General features: G+C 64.7%; 11 protein-coding genes and 1 pseudogene. 1 reads left to right on the forward strand and 11 read right to left on the reverse strand.

All coding sequences use genetic code 11. The features are described 5' to 3' along the window. The first annotated feature begins 102 nt into the window (after window positions 1–102). On the forward strand, window positions 103–393 hold the full coding sequence (locus GOSPT_RS16755) for a GIY-YIG nuclease family protein (protein WP_005207619.1): 291 nt from the start codon (window positions 103–105) through the stop codon (window positions 391–393). A gap of 53 nt (window positions 394–446) precedes the next feature. On the opposite strand, the gene GOSPT_RS16760 is transcribed toward GOSPT_RS16755, so the two are convergent. The 11 genes and pseudogenes from GOSPT_RS16760 to GOSPT_RS16815 all read right to left on the reverse strand — a co-directional run bounded on the left by GOSPT_RS16760 (window position 447) and on the right by GOSPT_RS16815 (window position 16,298). Then, the gene (locus tag GOSPT_RS16760) at window positions 447–1,244 is read right to left on the reverse strand and encodes an IclR family transcriptional regulator (protein ID WP_005207621.1); all 798 of its coding nucleotides are present in this window, start codon (window positions 1,242–1,244) and stop codon (window positions 447–449) included. A 162-nt stretch (window positions 1,245–1,406) separates the two neighbouring features. Continuing rightward, window positions 1,407–2,981 carry a GMC family oxidoreductase gene (locus GOSPT_RS16765; RefSeq protein ID WP_005207622.1) on the reverse strand — a complete coding sequence of 525 codons (1,575 nt, stop codon included), beginning with the start codon at window positions 2,979–2,981 and terminating at the stop codon, window positions 1,407–1,409. Next, window positions 2,978–4,525 (reverse strand): APC family permease, encoded by a 1,548-nt coding sequence (locus tag GOSPT_RS16770; RefSeq protein WP_005207623.1) that lies wholly within the window; start codon window positions 4,523–4,525, stop codon window positions 2,978–2,980. Before GOSPT_RS16770 ends, GOSPT_RS16765 begins: the two co-directional genes overlap by 4 nt. A gap of 17 nt (window positions 4,526–4,542) precedes the next feature. Continuing rightward, window positions 4,543–6,048 carry an aldehyde dehydrogenase family protein gene (locus GOSPT_RS16775; RefSeq protein ID WP_005207624.1) on the reverse strand — a complete coding sequence of 502 codons (1,506 nt, stop codon included), beginning with the start codon at window positions 6,046–6,048 and terminating at the stop codon, window positions 4,543–4,545. Then, window positions 6,045–7,756, reverse strand: a pseudogene (locus GOSPT_RS16780) (BCCT family transporter). Before GOSPT_RS16780 ends, GOSPT_RS16775 begins: the two are co-directional and overlap by 4 nt. A gap of 31 nt (window positions 7,757–7,787) precedes the next feature. Further along, window positions 7,788–10,244 (reverse strand): GcvT family protein, encoded by a 2,457-nt coding sequence (locus GOSPT_RS16785; RefSeq protein WP_005207627.1) that lies wholly within the window; start codon window positions 10,242–10,244, stop codon window positions 7,788–7,790. A gap of 298 nt (window positions 10,245–10,542) precedes the next feature. Beyond that, window positions 10,543–11,391: a formyltetrahydrofolate deformylase gene (purU, locus tag GOSPT_RS16795; protein ID WP_005207629.1), complete on the reverse strand. Its 849-nt coding sequence runs from the start codon at window positions 11,389–11,391 to the stop codon at window positions 10,543–10,545. Between the two features lie 9 nt (window positions 11,392–11,400). After that, window positions 11,401–11,985: a sarcosine oxidase subunit gamma gene (locus GOSPT_RS16800; protein ID WP_005207630.1), complete on the reverse strand. Its 585-nt coding sequence runs from the start codon at window positions 11,983–11,985 to the stop codon at window positions 11,401–11,403. Further along, window positions 11,978–14,782, reverse strand: a complete 2,805-nt coding sequence (locus GOSPT_RS16805; RefSeq protein ID WP_005207631.1) for a 2Fe-2S iron-sulfur cluster-binding protein — start codon at window positions 14,780–14,782, stop codon at window positions 11,978–11,980. The genes GOSPT_RS16800 and GOSPT_RS16805 overlap by 8 nt, the downstream gene beginning before the upstream one ends. Further along, complete coding sequence (locus GOSPT_RS16810; protein ID WP_005207632.1) at window positions 14,779–15,045, reverse strand: sarcosine oxidase subunit delta; 267 nt, start codon at window positions 15,043–15,045, stop codon at window positions 14,779–14,781. Before GOSPT_RS16810 ends, GOSPT_RS16805 begins: the two co-directional genes overlap by 4 nt. A gap of 44 nt (window positions 15,046–15,089) precedes the next feature. Further along, window positions 15,090–16,298 (reverse strand): sarcosine oxidase subunit beta family protein, encoded by a 1,209-nt coding sequence (locus tag GOSPT_RS16815; RefSeq protein WP_005207633.1) that lies wholly within the window; start codon window positions 16,296–16,298, stop codon window positions 15,090–15,092.

Below are 16,298 nucleotides of genomic sequence, written 5' to 3' on the forward strand. Positions count from 1 at the left end.
CCGCTGGTCGAGCCTCTACCCGCTGGTCGAGCTTGTCGAGACCACCAAGCGGCCTGTGGATAGAGAATCTCGGCAGCAGATCTGTGGGCGCATAGTTGTCGGATGAGCGGCTACATGTACATCCTCGAGTGCTCTGACGGCAGCTACTACGTGGGCAGCACACGGAACGTCGAGTCCAGAGTCGAGCAGCACAACTCCGGGCAGGGGAGTCGCTACACGCGCTGCCGGCTGCCAGTTCGGCTTGTTTATCAACACGAATGCTCGACCATCGCAGAGGCGTACACGTTGGAGAAGCGCGTCCAGAACTGGTCCCGTGGGAAACGGAAGGCTCTCATTGCTGGGGATTACGTGCTGCTGCAACAACTCTCACGCAACCGACAAGGCGGGGCGTAGGTGCTCGCAGCGGGGTGGTCTCGACAAGCTCGACCAGCGAGCGGCGACGGGCGTCAGCCGCGGTAGCCCAGGCGGCGGCTGACCGTGTCGGCGGCGCGGACGACGCCCTCGGCGAGATGGGGGGCGTCGGCGGGGTCGAGGCGGTAGCGCGGGCCCGAGATGCTCAGCGCCGAGACCACGGCGCCGGTGCTGTCGCGGACCGGGGCGGCGAGTGCGACGAGCCCGACCTCGAGCTCCTCGTCAGCCAGCGCCCAACCGCGGGCGGACGAGGCTTCGAGGTCGGCGATGAGCTGATCGAGGTCGGTGATGGTGTTGTCGGTGAAGCCCGGTAGTTCGTCGGAGTAGAGCAGGCGGAGTTCTCGTTCGCTCAAGCCGGTGAGCAGCGCCTTCCCCGACGACGTGGCGTGCGCGGGTGACGGCTGCCCGATCCAGGTCTTCAGTGCAACGCTCGAAGAGCCCTGCGACTCGACCACGTTGATGGCCTGCGCGGCGTCGAGGACAGCGAGATTGGTTGTCTCCCCGGTCCTCCTGGCCACGTCGTCGCAGACGTCCTGACCGAGCTTGGCGAGATCCATTGTGGCGGTAGTCGATCCGGCCAATCGCACAACAGTGAAGCCGATGCGATACTTCCGGCCACCCAGCGCCTGCTCGACGAAGCCGCGCGATTCCAGCGATGCCACGATCCGTGAGACCGTCGACTTGTGGACTCCGAGAGCGACTGACAGTTCGGTGATGCCGGCGGCGCCCGCGTCGGCGATCAGCTCCATGATCTGCAGCGCGCGGTCGACGGACTGCACGGCGCCACCTGCGGACTTGTCGTGGTCGGGTGCGTCGGTGGACATGATGCTCATGAGCCTACCTGTCGATTCCGTTGGGTTGAGGCTGCTGGCCACTTACCCAATCTGCACGTACACAATCTGGTCGTGAGCGGGCCGCCATCGAAATAATCTCCTCGGCCTCGCGCTGAGGTACGACTTGTGTACGTACCAGGCGAACTCGACACGGGTGAGCGCTCATCGGCTTCGGTTCGCCTCCTTGATGAGGTCCGCGCACTTCTCCGCCATGGTCATCACTGTGATGTTCGGGTTGACGACGGGCAGTTTGGGCATCGCCGACGCGTCGACAACCCGCAGGCCCGCAACCCCCTTCACCCGCAGCTCGGGATCGAGCACCGCCAGCGGATCCGACGCCGCGCCCATCCTCGCGGTACCCGCGGGGTGGTACACGGTGTTGTGTGTCTTGTGCATATAGTCGATCAGCTCGTCGTCGGTCACGGCGTCGAGTCCCGGTGCGAGTTCGCGAGACACCCACTCCGACAACGGACTCTGCGCGCCGATCTCACGCGCGAGCCGTATACCGGCGAGCATCACCTGCTCGTCGTGGCCCTCGGGATCGGTGAAATAGCGCGGGTCAACCCGGGGCCGGTCGCGGAAGTCGCGCGACCGCAGTCGCACCGTTCCCCGGGAAAGTCCCTGCGTCACATTGGGTGTGAGGCAGAACCCCGACTCCGTGGTGGGGTAGCCCCATCGGAGTGTGTTCATGTCGAACGGCACGCTGCCGTAGTGCATCATCAGGTCCGAGTAGTCGAGGCCGTCACGTGTGGTGGCAAAGAGGCCGATCTCCCACCACTGCGTCGACTCGGTGACCATCGGCTGGGACGCCTCCCAGAACACCAGGCCCTCGACGTGGTCGTCGAGGTTCTCGCCGACGCCGGGCGAGTCGACACGCACCTCCACTCCGACCTCGCGCAGGTGATCCGCCGGTCCGATCCCGCTGAGCATCAACAGCTTCGGAGTGTCGATAGCGCCCGCGGTCACGATGACCTCGCGTCGCGCGTCGACGGTGTCGTATCCGCTGAGATCCGGCCGCAGGAACGTGACGCCGGTGGCGCGCAAGGTGTCGTCGATGACGATCTCGCTGACCCAACTGTTCGTCAGCACAGTCAGATTGGGCCGCTTGTCGAGGATCGGATGCAGGTAGGCGTGCGACGACGACATGCGTTCGCCCGCTTCGTTCGCGTTGATCTGCAGCCAGCCGGCGGCATTCAAGTGCCATTCGTCGCGATTGAACGCGACGGTGTCGAGGCCGAGTTTGGCGGCGGCATCCAAAACCGCTTGCCCGCAGAGGTCATTGGGTGGCACATCGCGCAGTCGGACCGGGCCGTCGTGTCCGTGCGGATAGCCCTGGTATGTCCCGTCAGCGACGTTGTTCTCCACGCGTGCGACGTAAGGCAGTACGGCTTCGGGCCCCCAACCGGTCGCGCCCATCGACTCCCAGTCCCGTAGTCCCTGCGCGAGAGGCCAGAAGGCGATACACGAGTTGTGCGACGAACATCCGCCGAGCACCTTGGCCCTGGCGTGTCGCAGGAAGCTGTTGCCCTTCTCCTGCGGTTCGACTGGGTAGTCCCAGTCGTAGCCGGAGTCGAGCAGGTGCATCCAGTCGGCCAACACCAGGATCGCCGGATCGTCGACGTCACTCGGTCCGGCTTCGATCAGACAGACAGTTACGTCGGGATCTTCGGAAAGTCGTGCGGTAAGAACACATCCGGCGGTTCCACCTCCGGCGATCACGTAGTCGTAGGTGATCACTGCGCGGCCTCCGTGGCGATGTCGTTGGTGCTCGAATGCGATGCCAGTACACCGATGTTCCGACGTCCGACGGTGAAGTACCAGAGCAACCCGAGCCCGAGGATGATGCCGATATAGACGAATGCACCCCATGTGTTGAACCACGGTGTGCCGTACACCGCAGAGCGCGGCCATGCCAGGTTCAGTGCCATTCCAATGCCCCAGACGACGGCCAGCAGGTTCACCGCCAGACCCCACCGCCCCATCGTGAAGTAGCCGCCCTCGGCGAGATCCTTCGGTGGCCACTCACCTCGAAAACGCTTGAGCAGCATGGGCATCGTGACCAACAGATATGCGAGGTAGATCATGATGATCGCGATCGACGTCAGCACCGTGAAGATCTTCGGCTGACCGATGTTGATCACCAGTATCAGCACCGCGAGAATTCCGATGACGAAAGCGGGAATGACCGGAGTCTGACGCTTCGGGTCGACCTTGGCCAGATGAGAGCCGAAGGGCAGCGCGTTGTCGCGGGCCATCGCAAACATCAATCGGATCGCCGCCGTGTGCACGGCGAGTGAGCAGACGACGACCGCGATGACGATGGCGACGAGGAAGATCTTGCCCAGCGGTCCCCACATCACGGTTTCGACGATGTACTGCAGGCTGCCGTCTGGCTGACCAAGCTTGGGATCGTCAAGATCCGGGCCGGCCATGATCGCGAAAACGAGTATCGCACCGCCGATGACGAACGACGCAAGAATCGCGCGCAGGATCGCCTTCGGCGCGGTGCGTCGTGGTTCGACGGTCTCCTCGCCGAGCGAACTGGCGGTGTCGAAGCCGTACATCACATAACCCGACGCCAGCGACGCGACGAGGAATGCACCAAGGTAGCCGCCACTCTCGCCTGCCCCGTACCCGTGTGTGGAAAAGAAGACCTGCGGGCCGCGGGTCACGTTGCACGCCAGGATGATTGCGATGAGTACGGCTGCGATGAGTTCGACGAAGACGCCGACACTGTTGATCAATGCCATGAGCCGTACGCTCCACGCGTTGATGGCGGTGGTGAGGGCCACCAGGATCGAGCCGAGGATCACCGCGTTGACCGCGTACGACGTCGGCGTGGAACCGTCGCCGTAGATCTGGAAACCGCTCCACAGTCTCGGCAGATTGAGCTGTAGCGCCAACACGACGGCGGCCAGGGTGACGATCGACGCCGTGAGCATCAACCAGCCCGCCGACCACCCAACCAACTGCGTGCCCAATCGCTTTGCCCAGTTGTATACCGACCCTGCGACCGGGTACTTGGCTGCGAGCTCCATGAAACACAGTGCGACACAGAGCTGTCCGACGAAGACGATCGGCCACGACCAGAGATAAGCCGGTCCTGCGGTCCCGAAGCCGAAGTAGAACAGCTGGAAGGTCCCGGTAAGAATGGAGATGTAGCTGACGCCCGCGGCGAAGCTGGCGAACTTGCCGATACTACGGTCGAGCGACTGTTTGTATCCGAAGTCTTCGAGGCCGTCGGCCTCGGAAGTGGTTGTCGGCGTAGACTCTGTGGCCATTGTTCCTCATCGCGTGATCATTCCGGTCCGAACCACCGCGACGCCGACGGCGCGGTGTTGTGCCAGATGTGCTTTGTTTCTTGGTATTCCGCGAGCCCAGTCGGGCCCAGTTCGCGTCCGTTGCCGGACTTGCCGAATCCTCCCCATTCGGCGGCTGGTGTGTAGTAGCCGAAGTCGTTGAGCCACACGGTTCCGTGTCGCAGACCGCGAACCATCCGTTCGCCGAGCGCGGCGTCGGAGGTGCGGACTCCCGCGGCCAAACCGTATGCGGTGTCGTTTCCGAGTGTGAGCGCCTGCTCCTCGGTCTCGAATCGTTCGACGGTGAGGATCGGTCCGAAAGTCTCGTCGCGGACGATCGTCATAGACCGGTCGCAGTGGTCGAAGATGGTGGGGGAGAAGAAGTATCCGCCCGGATCGAGATCGTCGCGATCCGGCCGTCCGCCGCCGCAACGCAGCACGGCGCCTTCGTCCTTGGCCGACGCCACGTAGGCGTGCATCTTGTCGAGTTGTGCCTGCGACACCAGGGGGCCGGTCTCGCTGGTCGGATCGAGTCCGTCGCCCATGCGAATGGTGCAGGCGCGCTGGACGAGAGCGTCGACGAAGTCGTCGGCGATGGAGGACTGCACGATGAGCCGTGTGCCCGACGAGCACACCTGGCCCGAGTGTAGGAACACCCCGGTGAGTACCTGGTCGACCGACGATTCCCAGTCGGCGTCGTCGAAGACGATGTGCGGGTTCTTTCCGCCGAGTTCGACGGCGACCTTGGTGACGTGTTTGGCGGCGGTCTCCGAGATCACAATGCCGGTCTGCAGGCCGCCCGTGAACGAGATGAAGTCGACGTCGGGGTTGTCGGTGAGCGCGGGACCGAGAACGGCTCCGGACCCCTGCACCAGGTTGAGTACCCCGGCGGGGACTCCTGCCTCCTCGCACAGCCTGACGAAAGCGATCGTCGAAAGGGGCGTCACCTCACTGGGTTTGGCGACCATGGTGCAACCTGCTGCGAGCGCGGGGGCGATCTTCCACGAGATCTGCAGGAGCGGATAGTTCCAGGGCGCGATGAGAACGCAGACCCCGATCGGCTCGCGCACCACTCGGCTGATCACGGCGGGGTTGCCGACGTCGACGAGCCGATCGGCAGACGTCTCGACGAGCGAGGCGTAGTAGCGGAACACCGACTCGACGTCGTCGATGTCGATCTCACTCTCCGCCAACGTCTTTCCGGTGTCGAGTGTCTCGATGTATGCGAGGTCTGCTTTGTCGCGGACCAACAGGTCGGCGATACGGCGTAGAAGCGCTGCTCGCTCGGCGACCGGCGTCGCAGGCCATTTGCCGTCGTCGAACGTCGTACGTGCAGCGGTGACGGCGGCTGTCGCGTCGTCGGAGCTAGCCTCGTCGACAGAGATGAACTCGGTGCCGTTCGCAGGGTTGATCAGCGCGCGGACGCCGCCGTCGGAGGCGGGGCGCCACGTGCCGTCGATGTAGAGCTGATGCGTGCCGATCAGCCCCGCGAGCGGTTGGGTCATTCGGTTCTCTTGCCTTCCGTAGTTCCCGCGTCTTCCGTTGCGGACGGGATGGTTTCGACGGTGCCGTTGACGAAGGGAGCGATCGGGTCGCCGGTTTCGGGGTCGAGCACCGCGAACTCGCTGGTCTCGATCTTGACAGCCTCTTCGCGGATGTGCTCGTCGACGCGATCGGAGAGCAGACCACGAGCGACGATCAACGGGTCGCGGCGCAAATCCATGTACAGCGACACGCACATGCCGACCATCACCAACACGAACGGCAGCGCAGCGATGATCGCCATCTGTTTGATGCCGTTGAGCCCGTCGTCGCCGCTGACCGCGAGCAGCACCGCGGCGACCGCGCCGGTGGATACACCCCAGAAGATGGTAATCCACCTACTCGGTTCGGGCGAACCGCGTTGCGAGAGCGTACCCATCACCAACGACGCCGAATCCGCGCCGGAGACAAGAAGATGGCGACCAGAATCATGACGAGCGCGGAGGCTATCGCCGTCCAGGGCATGTTGGCCAAGACGTCGAAGAGCGTGTCCTCGCTGGCGCTGGTGTCGGGATCGAAAGGCAGCTTGCCGTCGGTGAATTCACGTATCGCCGATCCGCCGAAGATGCAGAACCACAACAGCGACACCACAGTTGGCACGATCATCACGCCGACGACGAACTCACGGATGGTGCGGCCCTTGGAGATCTTCGCCAGGAACATACCGACGAAGGGGGTCCAGGACACCCACCATGCCCAGTAGAAGATGGTCCACGATGCCAGCCAGCTCTCACCGTCGGCGTCGACCGTCGCGCCGGATCGTGCGGAGAAGCCGAGGGCGTCGTTGGCGTAGGCGCCCATCGTGGTGGGCAGGAGGTTGAGGATGAATACGGTGGGGCCAACGACGAACACGAACACCGCGAGGATCAGCGCCAACACCATGTTGATGTTCGACAGCCACTGAATTCCCTTGGCGATACCCGACACGGCCGACGCGACGAAAGCGGCGGTCAGCACCGCGATGATCGTCACGAGGACCATGGTCGACGGATTCTTCACCCAACCGACCTTGTCCAGGCCCGAACCGATTTGCAGCGCACCGAGTCCCAGTGAGGCGACGGTTCCGAACAGCGTCGCGAAGATCGCGAGGATGTCAATGATCTTGCCGACTGGGCCATTCGCCGAATTGCCAAGTAGCGGAGCGAAAACCGCACTCATGAGCTGGCTTCGGCCAAGGCGATAGGTGGAGTATGCGATGGCCAAGCCGACGACTGCGTACATCGCCCACGGATGAAATCCCCAGTGGAACATGGTGGTTGCCATCGCAACCTGTACGTCGCGAGCGGAGTATCCGGGCGGTGCCTTGACGAAGTGGAACAGTGGTTCGTATGCGCCGAAGAACATCAAGCCGATGCCCATGCCTGCGCTGAACATCATCGCGATCCAGCTCACCGTGCGGTACTCGGGTTTGTCGCCGTCCTTGCCGAGCGGAATGCGCCCGTACTTACTCAGGGCGAGCCAGATTGCGAAGATGACGAAACCGGTTGCGGTGAGGATGAACAGCCAACCGAGGTTGCTGGTGATCCAGTCGAGGACGGTCGACGAGACGGACGCGAGATTATGGGGCTTGATAAGACCCCAGATGAGAAACGCGATGATCAGTGCTGCCGTCGCACCGAACACCACCGGGTCGAGTGTGTAGCGTTTCCGCACATCATTCATGTTCGCCATGGCGCCTCTTTTCGCAGGTAGCGGTGGACACTTACTGCTTGATTCGAGCCATCTCGGGGTCGACCACCGGATCCGAGATCACTAAGGCACCATACGACGTGCGCAAGTAATCGACCGCAACGGCCGTGGAATCGGGCAGATCCGACGGCAGCCACGCGTACGCGAGACACGCGCCGACCGTCGGCGACCACCCTGCGCTCGTGACGTATCCGACGACGTCCCCGTCTACCCTGACCGGCTCCTTCCCGAGTACCACGGCAGCAGGGTCGTCGAACTTGAGGGTTCGCAGGCGCAAGGGGCATACCCGCTGGTCCAGGGCATTCTTTCCGACGAACTCGGGCTTCGACGACTTCACGGCGAAGCTCAGCCCGGCCGCGTCGGGGGTGTGTTCGGTCGTCATGTCGACGCCGGCGGATCGGTAGCCCTTCTCAATGCGCAGCGCATTGAAGGCGATCCGGCCCGCGGCAATGATGCGGTGCTCAGCGCCCGCCGCCATGAGGAGGTCCCACAAACCACGGCCGTACTCGGCGTCGGCGTAGATCTCCCACCCGAGCTCGCCGACGTAGGACACCCGCATGAGTGTCACGGGTACGGACCCAATGGTTGTCTGGACGCAGCGGAAGTACTTCAGGCCGTCGTTGGTCAGGCCGGTTGGCGTCAGTGGTGCGACGACGTCGCGAGCCGATGGGCCCCAGAGCCCGATGCAGCACGTTGCGCCGGTGATGTCTCGTAGTGTCACGCTGCGATCGGCAGGAAGGTGGCGAGACAACCAGTCGAAGTCGATCGGTCCGTTGGCCCCGACCTGGAACAGATCGGCGCCGAGGCGGGCGACCGTCAGGTCCGACCGCACGCCGCCTTCGTCGTCGAGCATGAGCGTGTAGGTGATGGAGCCGATCGACTTGTCGACATTGTTGGTGGTCATCCGCTGGAGGAAGTCGGCGGCCCCGGGGCCGGAGACTTCGTAGCGGGTCAGCGGTGTCATGTCGTACATCGCGACATGACTGCGGGTCCACGCTGCTTCCGCGACCGAGATGGGCGACCAGTTGCGTGCCGACCATGCGTCGCGCAGCGGGATCTGCAGGCCACCGGCGACGAGTTCGTCGAGTATCGGCTGATTGGCCTCGAACCACGCCGGCCGCTCCCACAGATTCGCGACCCAGAACTCTGCGCCGAGCGCGGCTTGCCGGTCGTAGAACGGGCTGGTGCGCACTCCGCGGGGCGCGGCAACCTGGTCGTGCGGATGGATGATGTCGTAGACCTCGACGAACGACTGCGAACTCGTCGTGAGGATGTAGTCGTCTGTGAGAGCGGCGTTTTCGAACCGGTACAGATCGAACTCGTGGGTGTCGACGCTGGGCGCGCCGTCGACCATCCACTCGGCGACGGTGCGTGCGATACCCGCGGAGTGTGTGACCCACACGGCCTCGGCGACCCAGAATCCCTTGAGGCCGCGATGTTCTCCGACGACGGAGTGCCCGTCGGGGGTGAACGAGAAGATGCCGTTGAAGCCGTCGTCGACCTTCCCTGTCGCGAGTTCTGGTATGAGCGTGATGGTTTGGTCCCAGGCTTCGGCGAAATCGTCTGGCGTGAACATCAGTTTCGACGGCATCTCCTCGAGCGAGACGGTCGAGTCGTAGTCGAGAGCGTTGACGTCGCTGGGCATCGGGCGATGACCGTAGTAGCCGATGCCGAGGCGGTCGCCGTGCTCCCGGTAGTAGAGGTCGTGGTCCTGATGGCGCAGGATCGGCAGCGAGGCCTCTGCGACAACAGAATTGGCGCCGTGGCGCGATTCCAGCGGCGTGGTGTACGCGTACTGATGCGCCATCGGGACGAGAGGGATGGTGAGCCCCACGCGGCGGCCGAACTCTCTGCCCCAAAAACCTGTGCAGCACACCACGATGTCGGCGTCGACTACCCCGGTCGCGGTGCGGACGCCACGTACCTCACCGTTGCATTCGACGACATCGATCACCTCGGTGTGCGGGACGAACCGCGCACCACGTGAGATCGCCCGTGTCGCCTGGGCTTCCGCTGCCCGCAGCGCTTTGGCGAGACCATCGCGCGGCGTGAAGAACCCTCCGACGATCTGGTCTGGATCGAGCAGGGGGTGGCGTTCGAGACACTCTGCAGGAGAAAGGAGCTCATGTTCGACGCCGCGCGAGGCAGCCCAGCCTGCCTTACGGTGGAGGTCGTCCAGGCGGGCCTCGGTGGTGGCCACCTCGAGCCCTCCGAGGTGACTGAAACACCAGCCGTCGGGATGTTCGAGCGTGGAGAACTTCTCGAGGGTGTAGCTCGCGAGCTCGGTCATCGTCTTCGACGGATTGGTCGCGAACACGAGACCCGGTGCGTGCGAGGTCGATCCACCGGTGGCGAAGAGCGGCCCGCGGTCGAGGACCGTCACGTCGGTCCAGCCACGCGCGGTGAGCTCGTCGGCCAGCGAGGTGCCGACGATGCCTGCACCGACGATGACGACTTTGGGAGTGGGCATGGGGTTTCCTTTTGGTGGGGGGTGGTCTCGACAAGCTCGACCAGCGGGCGGAGCGCTCGACGGGCGGGTGGGGCTCGACCGGCGGTGGTCTCGACAAGGTCGACCAGCGGTGGGGCTCGACCAGCGGGTGGGGCGCTCGACCGGCGGGTGGTCTCGACAAGCTCGACCAGCGGTGGGGCTCGACCAGCGGTGGGGCTCGACCAGCGGTGGGGCTCGACCAGCGAGTGAGGCGCTCGACCGGCGGTAGGGGCTCGACCGGCGGGCGGGGCTCGACCGGCGGGTGGGGCGGGGCGGGCGGCTAGCTGAACACCACGGTGCTGGTTCCGTTCATGAGCACGCGGTTCTCGCTGTGCCAGCGGACGGCGCGGGAGAGCGCCAGGGCTTCGGCGTCGCTGCCGACCGTGGCGAGCCTGCGCGGGTCGTGGGTGTGATCGATGCGGATCACCTCCTGTTCGATGATCGGGCCTTCGTCGAGATCTGCTGTCACGTAATGTGCTGTCGCGCCGACATATTTGACCCCGCGTTGATGGGCCTGGTGGTAGGGCTTGGCGCCTTTGAAGCCCGGAAGGAACGAGTGGTGGATGTTGATCGCCCTGCCGCGCAGCTTCGCGCAAGCCTCGTCGGACAGGATCTGCATGTATCGGGCGAGGACGACGAGATCAGCGTCGAACTCGTCGACGGTTGCCAGGAGTCGTGCCTCGGCATCGGCCTTCGTGTCCGGCGATACCGGCAGATGCCGGAACGGGAGTCCGGCGGAAGTTGCCATCGGTTCGAGATCGGTGTGGTTGGACACGACCGCGACGAGTTCACCTCCGAGTGTTCCTGCACGCCAACGATAAATCAGGTCGTTGAGGCAGTGGCCGAGTTTGGAGACCATGACGACGATCCGCGCGGGCGTGCGATCGTGGATCTCGAACTCGGCGTCGATCCCGCTGGCGAGATGCTCGAACGCGCGGACCATGTCGTCCGCGCTGGATTGCCGGGCTGAAGCGAATTCCGTTCGCACGAAGAGCGTGTGAGTTGTTGGATCGTCGAATTGTCGATGGTCAATGACCTCGCAGCCGTGACTGAACAGGAACGACGAGATGGCGTGCATGATTCCGCCGCGCGAGGGGCACCGCAGGGTCAGCGTGAAGGTCGAGGGCATGGTGGGCTTTCAGGTCGAGGGGGTCATGTCAGTGGCTGACGCAGCCGCATATTCGGTCGCGGCGTCGACGAGCCAATCGGCCAAGTAGTCGGCGAACGACGAGCGCACGAAGAGGGTGTACGTGTCGTCGTGTTCGTCGCGGTGGATCACGACGCCCGTCTGGGCGAGTAGCGTCGAGACTGCGCGGTCGGGCGAAAATCCGCTGTCGGACAGATCAACTGCACAACCGTGGGCCAGGATCGTGCGGGCGTGGGGTCCGCCGAGGACGAGCCGGGTACGCTGCGCCGTCGCATCCAGGACGTATGCGTTGTCGCCCGCGCGGGATACGACGTCGTCGACGAGGTCGTGGCCCGAGACTCCCTCGCGATAGAGCAGCCACTCGGTGGGGCCGAGCCAGACCGCGACCTCACCGTCGTGGCGTCGTAGTTCGCAGACGCCCGGCAGGTCGAGTCGTGCGATCGCATCGGCATCGGAAGTGCGGACGATTGACTGCGCCACAGGGGTTTCAGTCAGCTGCACCGCGGGGGCGAGCGCGTCGAATACCTCCTGCCAACCGGTCAGCGGCGAGCGCGGTGTAAGCGAGATGTCAGCCATCACGACGTGTTCCTTCCTGGTCGACGAAGACTGGTGAGGTGACCTCGACCTCGACAAGGCGATCACCGACGGGCACCGACAGCCGTGAACCGACCAGATCCCGGCCACCCTTCAGGAGCGCTAGTGCGAACGGCCGTCCGAGCTCGGCGCTGAGGTAGCTGGAGGTGACGTGTCCGAGCATCGGAACGGGTGGCGGTGGCAGCGTGCCGTCCGGATTGTGCGCGACGATCTGCGATCCCTCCGGCAACACCGTTGACGCATCGGTCGGCAGCAGCCCGATGAAGTGCTTGCGCAACGGATTACGGTCGGAGGCACGGGAGAACGAGCGCTTTCCGATGAAGTCGGACTTCTTCTTCGACACCACCCATCTCATGCCGAGGTCGTGTGGCGTGACAGTCCCGTCGGTGTCCTGGCCGATGATGGGGTACCCCTTCTCGGCGCGCAGCACGTGCATGGTCTCGGTTCCGTACGGCGTGATCTCGTATCGTTCACCGGCGTCGAGGAGTGCACACCACACGTCGAGTGCGTATCCCGCGGCGACGTTGACCTCGTAGGCGAGCTCGCCGGAGAAGCTGACGCGCCCGATACGGATCGGAACGCCGTCGAGAGTCGTATCGCGCCAGTCCATGAAGCCGAACGCGTCGTTGTCCACGTCGAGGTCGTCGAACACGGCACCCACGACGTCGCGAGACCGCGGACCCGCGACGGGGAACGTCGCTACGTGATCGGTCAGCGAGGTGGTGAACACCTGCAGCTCCGGCCATTCGGTCTGGTGCCACTCCTCCATCCAGTCGAGGATGGTCGCCGCGTTTCCGGTGGTGGTGTAGACGGTGTAGCGGTCGTCCGCGATGCGCATGACGGTGCCGTCGTCCTTGACCATGCCGTCGGGTCCACACATCACGCCGTAGCGGATCTTGCCGACCCGCAGCGTGCTCATCATGTTGGTGTAGAGCATGTCGAGGAAGGCGGGGGCGTCTCGCCCCGCGACGTCGATGACGCCGAGCGTCGAACCGTCGAGGATGCCGACCCCCGCACGGACAGCGGCACATTCACGAAGTACGGCCGACGCCATGTCCTCGCCGCCGCGCGGATAGAAGCGCGGACGCTTCCACTGGCCGACATCCTCGAACACCGCGCCGCGCTCACTGTGCCAGTGGTGCAACGCAGTTCGTCGAACCGGGTCGTAGCGATCGCCTCGGTCGCGACCTGCTAACGCTGCGAATGACACCGGGGTGTAGGGCGGACGGAATGTCGTCGTACCGGTAGCGGTGACATCGACGCCGAGCAACTCAGCGACGATGCCCGAGGCGACGATGCCCGACGTCTTACCCTGATCGTGTGCCGTGCCGATCGTGGTGTAGCGCTTGACATGCTCCACAGACGTCATCCCGGCGCCGACGGCACGCTCGACGTCGGTGACCGTGGCATCGCGCTGGAGATCGACAAACGATGTAGCGGCGTCGGATTCGGCTACCCGCCAACACACTTCCGTCGCGGCCGGTGTGCGCTCACCGACGTGCGGGATCGCTCGGAACTCGGGTGCGACGACGCCGAGCGCGCGGACGGCGGAGAGTCCTGCTCGACGCCCATCCGCCAGACATGATGGCGTGGTGAGCATTCCGGCTGCCGCTCCCGCGATCTCGGTGGTAGGAAGCATTCCCGTGGGCAGAAAGGCTGCGGCTGAGGCGTCGAAGGTCAGCGCACCGCGCAGCTGACTCCACAGGTGCGCAGCGGGATTCCAGCCTCCGGAGACCAGTACCGTGTCGCAGTCGAGTGACGTGTCATCTCGCAGGCGCACACCCTCTACCGAATCGGTGCCGAGAGCCTCGACCACGGCGTCGTTGGCACGCAGTGAGATGCCAAGGGCGGCAGCATATTCGGCCAGATCGGTCGACACGGTTGCCCGTACGTCGACGATCGCACGGACGTCGACTCCTTCCTGCGCCAACGCGAAAGCGGCGTCGTACGCGGCGTCGCAGGCGGTGAAGAGGACGGCGCTCGTGCCAACGAGAACGCCGTACCGGCGGAGGTAATCGGCGGCGGCACCGGCAAGCATGACGCCGGGTAGGTCGTTGTTGCCGAAGATGATCGGACGTTCGTGCGCGCCTGCGGCGACGACGGTGTGCCGCGCGCGGATGCGATGAATGCGCTGTCGTGAGATGTGCTGTGGTGCTTCCGTTCCCAGATGGTCGGTGCGTCGCTCGACAGCGAGGACGAACCCGTCGTCGTATGCACCGAATGCGGTGGTGCGGATCAGTCGGGTGGTGGTGGGCAGTGAGTCGAACTCGGCGACGGCCTCGGCTACCCAGGGTGCCCACGGTGTTGCGCCTCCGGGCTCGGCGCGCTCGTCGAGGAGCATGACCTGCAGACCTGCGCGGCCGGCGATCAGCGCCGCCATGAGGCCTGCGGGTCCGGCGCCGACGACGAGCAGGTCGGGATGGTGGTGCAGCGAGTCGTAGCGGGCGGTGTCGACGTCGAACGACAAGCGCCCCAGTCCCGGGACACCGTGCGCGACGAGTCCGGGGCTCAACTCGACTGTGGTCGCGGGGACCATCGGTTCGCTGTACGGAGCGTCGACGCCGATCTGCGCGGTGGCATCTTCGGCCCACGAACCCGTGACGCCGCGGGAGCGGTGGAGTATCACGCTGCTGGTGATCGAGCGAACTCCGTTTGCCAACAATGCCGATGCCAGTGAGTCGCCGGCGTAACCGGTGTAGGTGGCACCGTCGAAGACGAAGTCGATGGGTGAATTGCGATCGACTCGTCCGCCGGACGGAGTGCGGAAGGTCTGCGTCATCGGGCGGTCTCCTCGGACGGCGTCGGCACGATCGCGTAGGTGACGGTGTCGCGCTGGACGGTGAACCACTGCCGACAACCTGCGCTGTGGCACCAGCGTTCTGTCAGTGCGCCTTTCGGGTTGGGGCGGGAGAACAGATAGCGCGCCCACGCGGCGTCGTCGAGGTCGGCCGGCTGGCCGGGGTAGGCGACGCCCGCCGCGGCACCGTAGTGGAACTCGACTTCTTCGCGTGGCCCGCAGTGCGGGCAGGTGATGAGTTGCAACGGATCTCCTGGTACTCAGTGGCTGCGTTTTCAGTAACGGGGTTTCAGTGCGCTACCGCTGCGGCGCCGTGTTCGTCGATGAGCTCTCCGGTGGTGAAGCGCTCGATGGTGAACGGCGCGTTGATCGGATGTGGTGCACCGGTCGCGACGGTATGCGCGAGGCACCAGCCGACGGCCGGTGTTGCCTTGAAACCACCTGTGCCCCAGCCACAGTTGAGGAACAGATTGTCGTACGGTGTGGCGCCGAGGATCGGTGAGGCGTCGGGCGTGACGTCGACGATGCCCGCCCATGTCCGTAGCAGCCTGGCTCGGCCGAAGATCGGGAACAGTTCGACGGCAGCCGCCATCTGGCGTTCGATGATGTGGAAGGCGCCGCGCTGGCCGTATCCGTTGTACGAGTCGACGCCCGCTCCCATCACCAGCTCACCCTTGTGCGCCTGCGATACGTACACGTGCACCGCGTTGGACATCACGACGGTGGGGTGTACGGGTTCGAGGAGTTCGGAGACGAGTGCCTGCAGCGGGTGGCTCTGCAGGGGAAGGTCGATGCCGAGCGGGTCGGCGAGTGTCGACGTGTGGCCTGCGGCGCACAGCGCTACGGTGCCTGCTCCGATACGCCCGCGGCTGGTATCGACCGCGGTGATCCTGCCCCCGTCGGTCTCGAACCCGAAGACCTCGCAGTTCTGGATGATGTCGACCCCGGCGTCGCTTGCGTTGCGCGCGAATCCCCATGCGACCCAGTCGTGCTTGGCGATCCCGCCGCGCGGCTGAAATGTGGCACCGAGTACCGGGTAGCGGATGTCGGCGGAGGTGTTCACGATAGGGCAGACCTCGGCGACCTGTTTGGGATCGAGCCATTCGGCGTCAATTCCGTTGAGCCGGTTGGCCTCTACTCGGCGAACTGAGTCACGGACATCCTGCTCGGTGTGTGCAAGGTTGAGCACACCGCGTTGGCTGAACAGGATTGGATAACCGAGCTCGTCCTCGAGTCCCTCCCAGAGCTTGAGGGAATGCTCGTAGATCGCGGCGCTCTCGTCCCACAGGTAGTTGGAGCGAATCAGGGTCGTGTTGCGCGCCATGTTGCCGCCCGCGAGCCAACCACGTTCGAGCACAGCGACATTGGTGATCCCATGATTGCGTGCCAGATAGTGGGCGGTGGCGAGACCGTGACCGCCGCCGCCGACGATCACCACGTCATAGTTCGGCGCGGGATCGGGGTTGCGCCAGAGGAAGTCTGGATGGGGGCTGGTCAT

Origin of the sequence: Gordonia sputi NBRC 100414 (assembly GCF_000248055.1) — a bacterium.
Lineage (GTDB): Bacteria > Actinomycetota > Actinomycetes > Mycobacteriales > Mycobacteriaceae > Gordonia > Gordonia sputi.

Bases quoted from the DNA above. Each gene is read 5' to 3' on its own strand.
- GOSPT_RS16755 (WP_005207619.1), top strand. From the start codon at position 103: ATGAGCGGCTACATGTACATCCTCGAGTGCTCTGACGGCAGCTACTAC.
- GOSPT_RS16760 (WP_005207621.1), bottom strand. From the start codon at position 1,244: ATGAGCATCATGTCCACCGACGCACCCGACCACGACAAGTCCGCAGGT.
- GOSPT_RS16770 (WP_005207623.1), bottom strand. From the start codon at position 4,525: ATGGCCACAGAGTCTACGCCGACAACCACTTCCGAGGCCGACGGCCTC.
- GOSPT_RS16775 (WP_005207624.1), bottom strand. From the start codon at position 6,048: ATGACCCAACCGCTCGCGGGGCTGATCGGCACGCATCAGCTCTACATC.
- GOSPT_RS16785 (WP_005207627.1), bottom strand. From the start codon at position 10,244: ATGCCCACTCCCAAAGTCGTCATCGTCGGTGCAGGCATCGTCGGCACC.
- purU (WP_005207629.1), bottom strand. From the start codon at position 11,391: ATGCCCTCGACCTTCACGCTGACCCTGCGGTGCCCCTCGCGCGGCGGA.
- GOSPT_RS16800 (WP_005207630.1), bottom strand. From the start codon at position 11,985: ATGGCTGACATCTCGCTTACACCGCGCTCGCCGCTGACCGGTTGGCAG.
- GOSPT_RS16805 (WP_005207631.1), bottom strand. From the start codon at position 14,782: ATGACGCAGACCTTCCGCACTCCGTCCGGCGGACGAGTCGATCGCAAT.
- GOSPT_RS16815 (WP_005207633.1), bottom strand. From the start codon at position 16,298: ATGACCAGCCCCCATCCAGACTTCCTCTGGCGCAACCCCGATCCCGCG.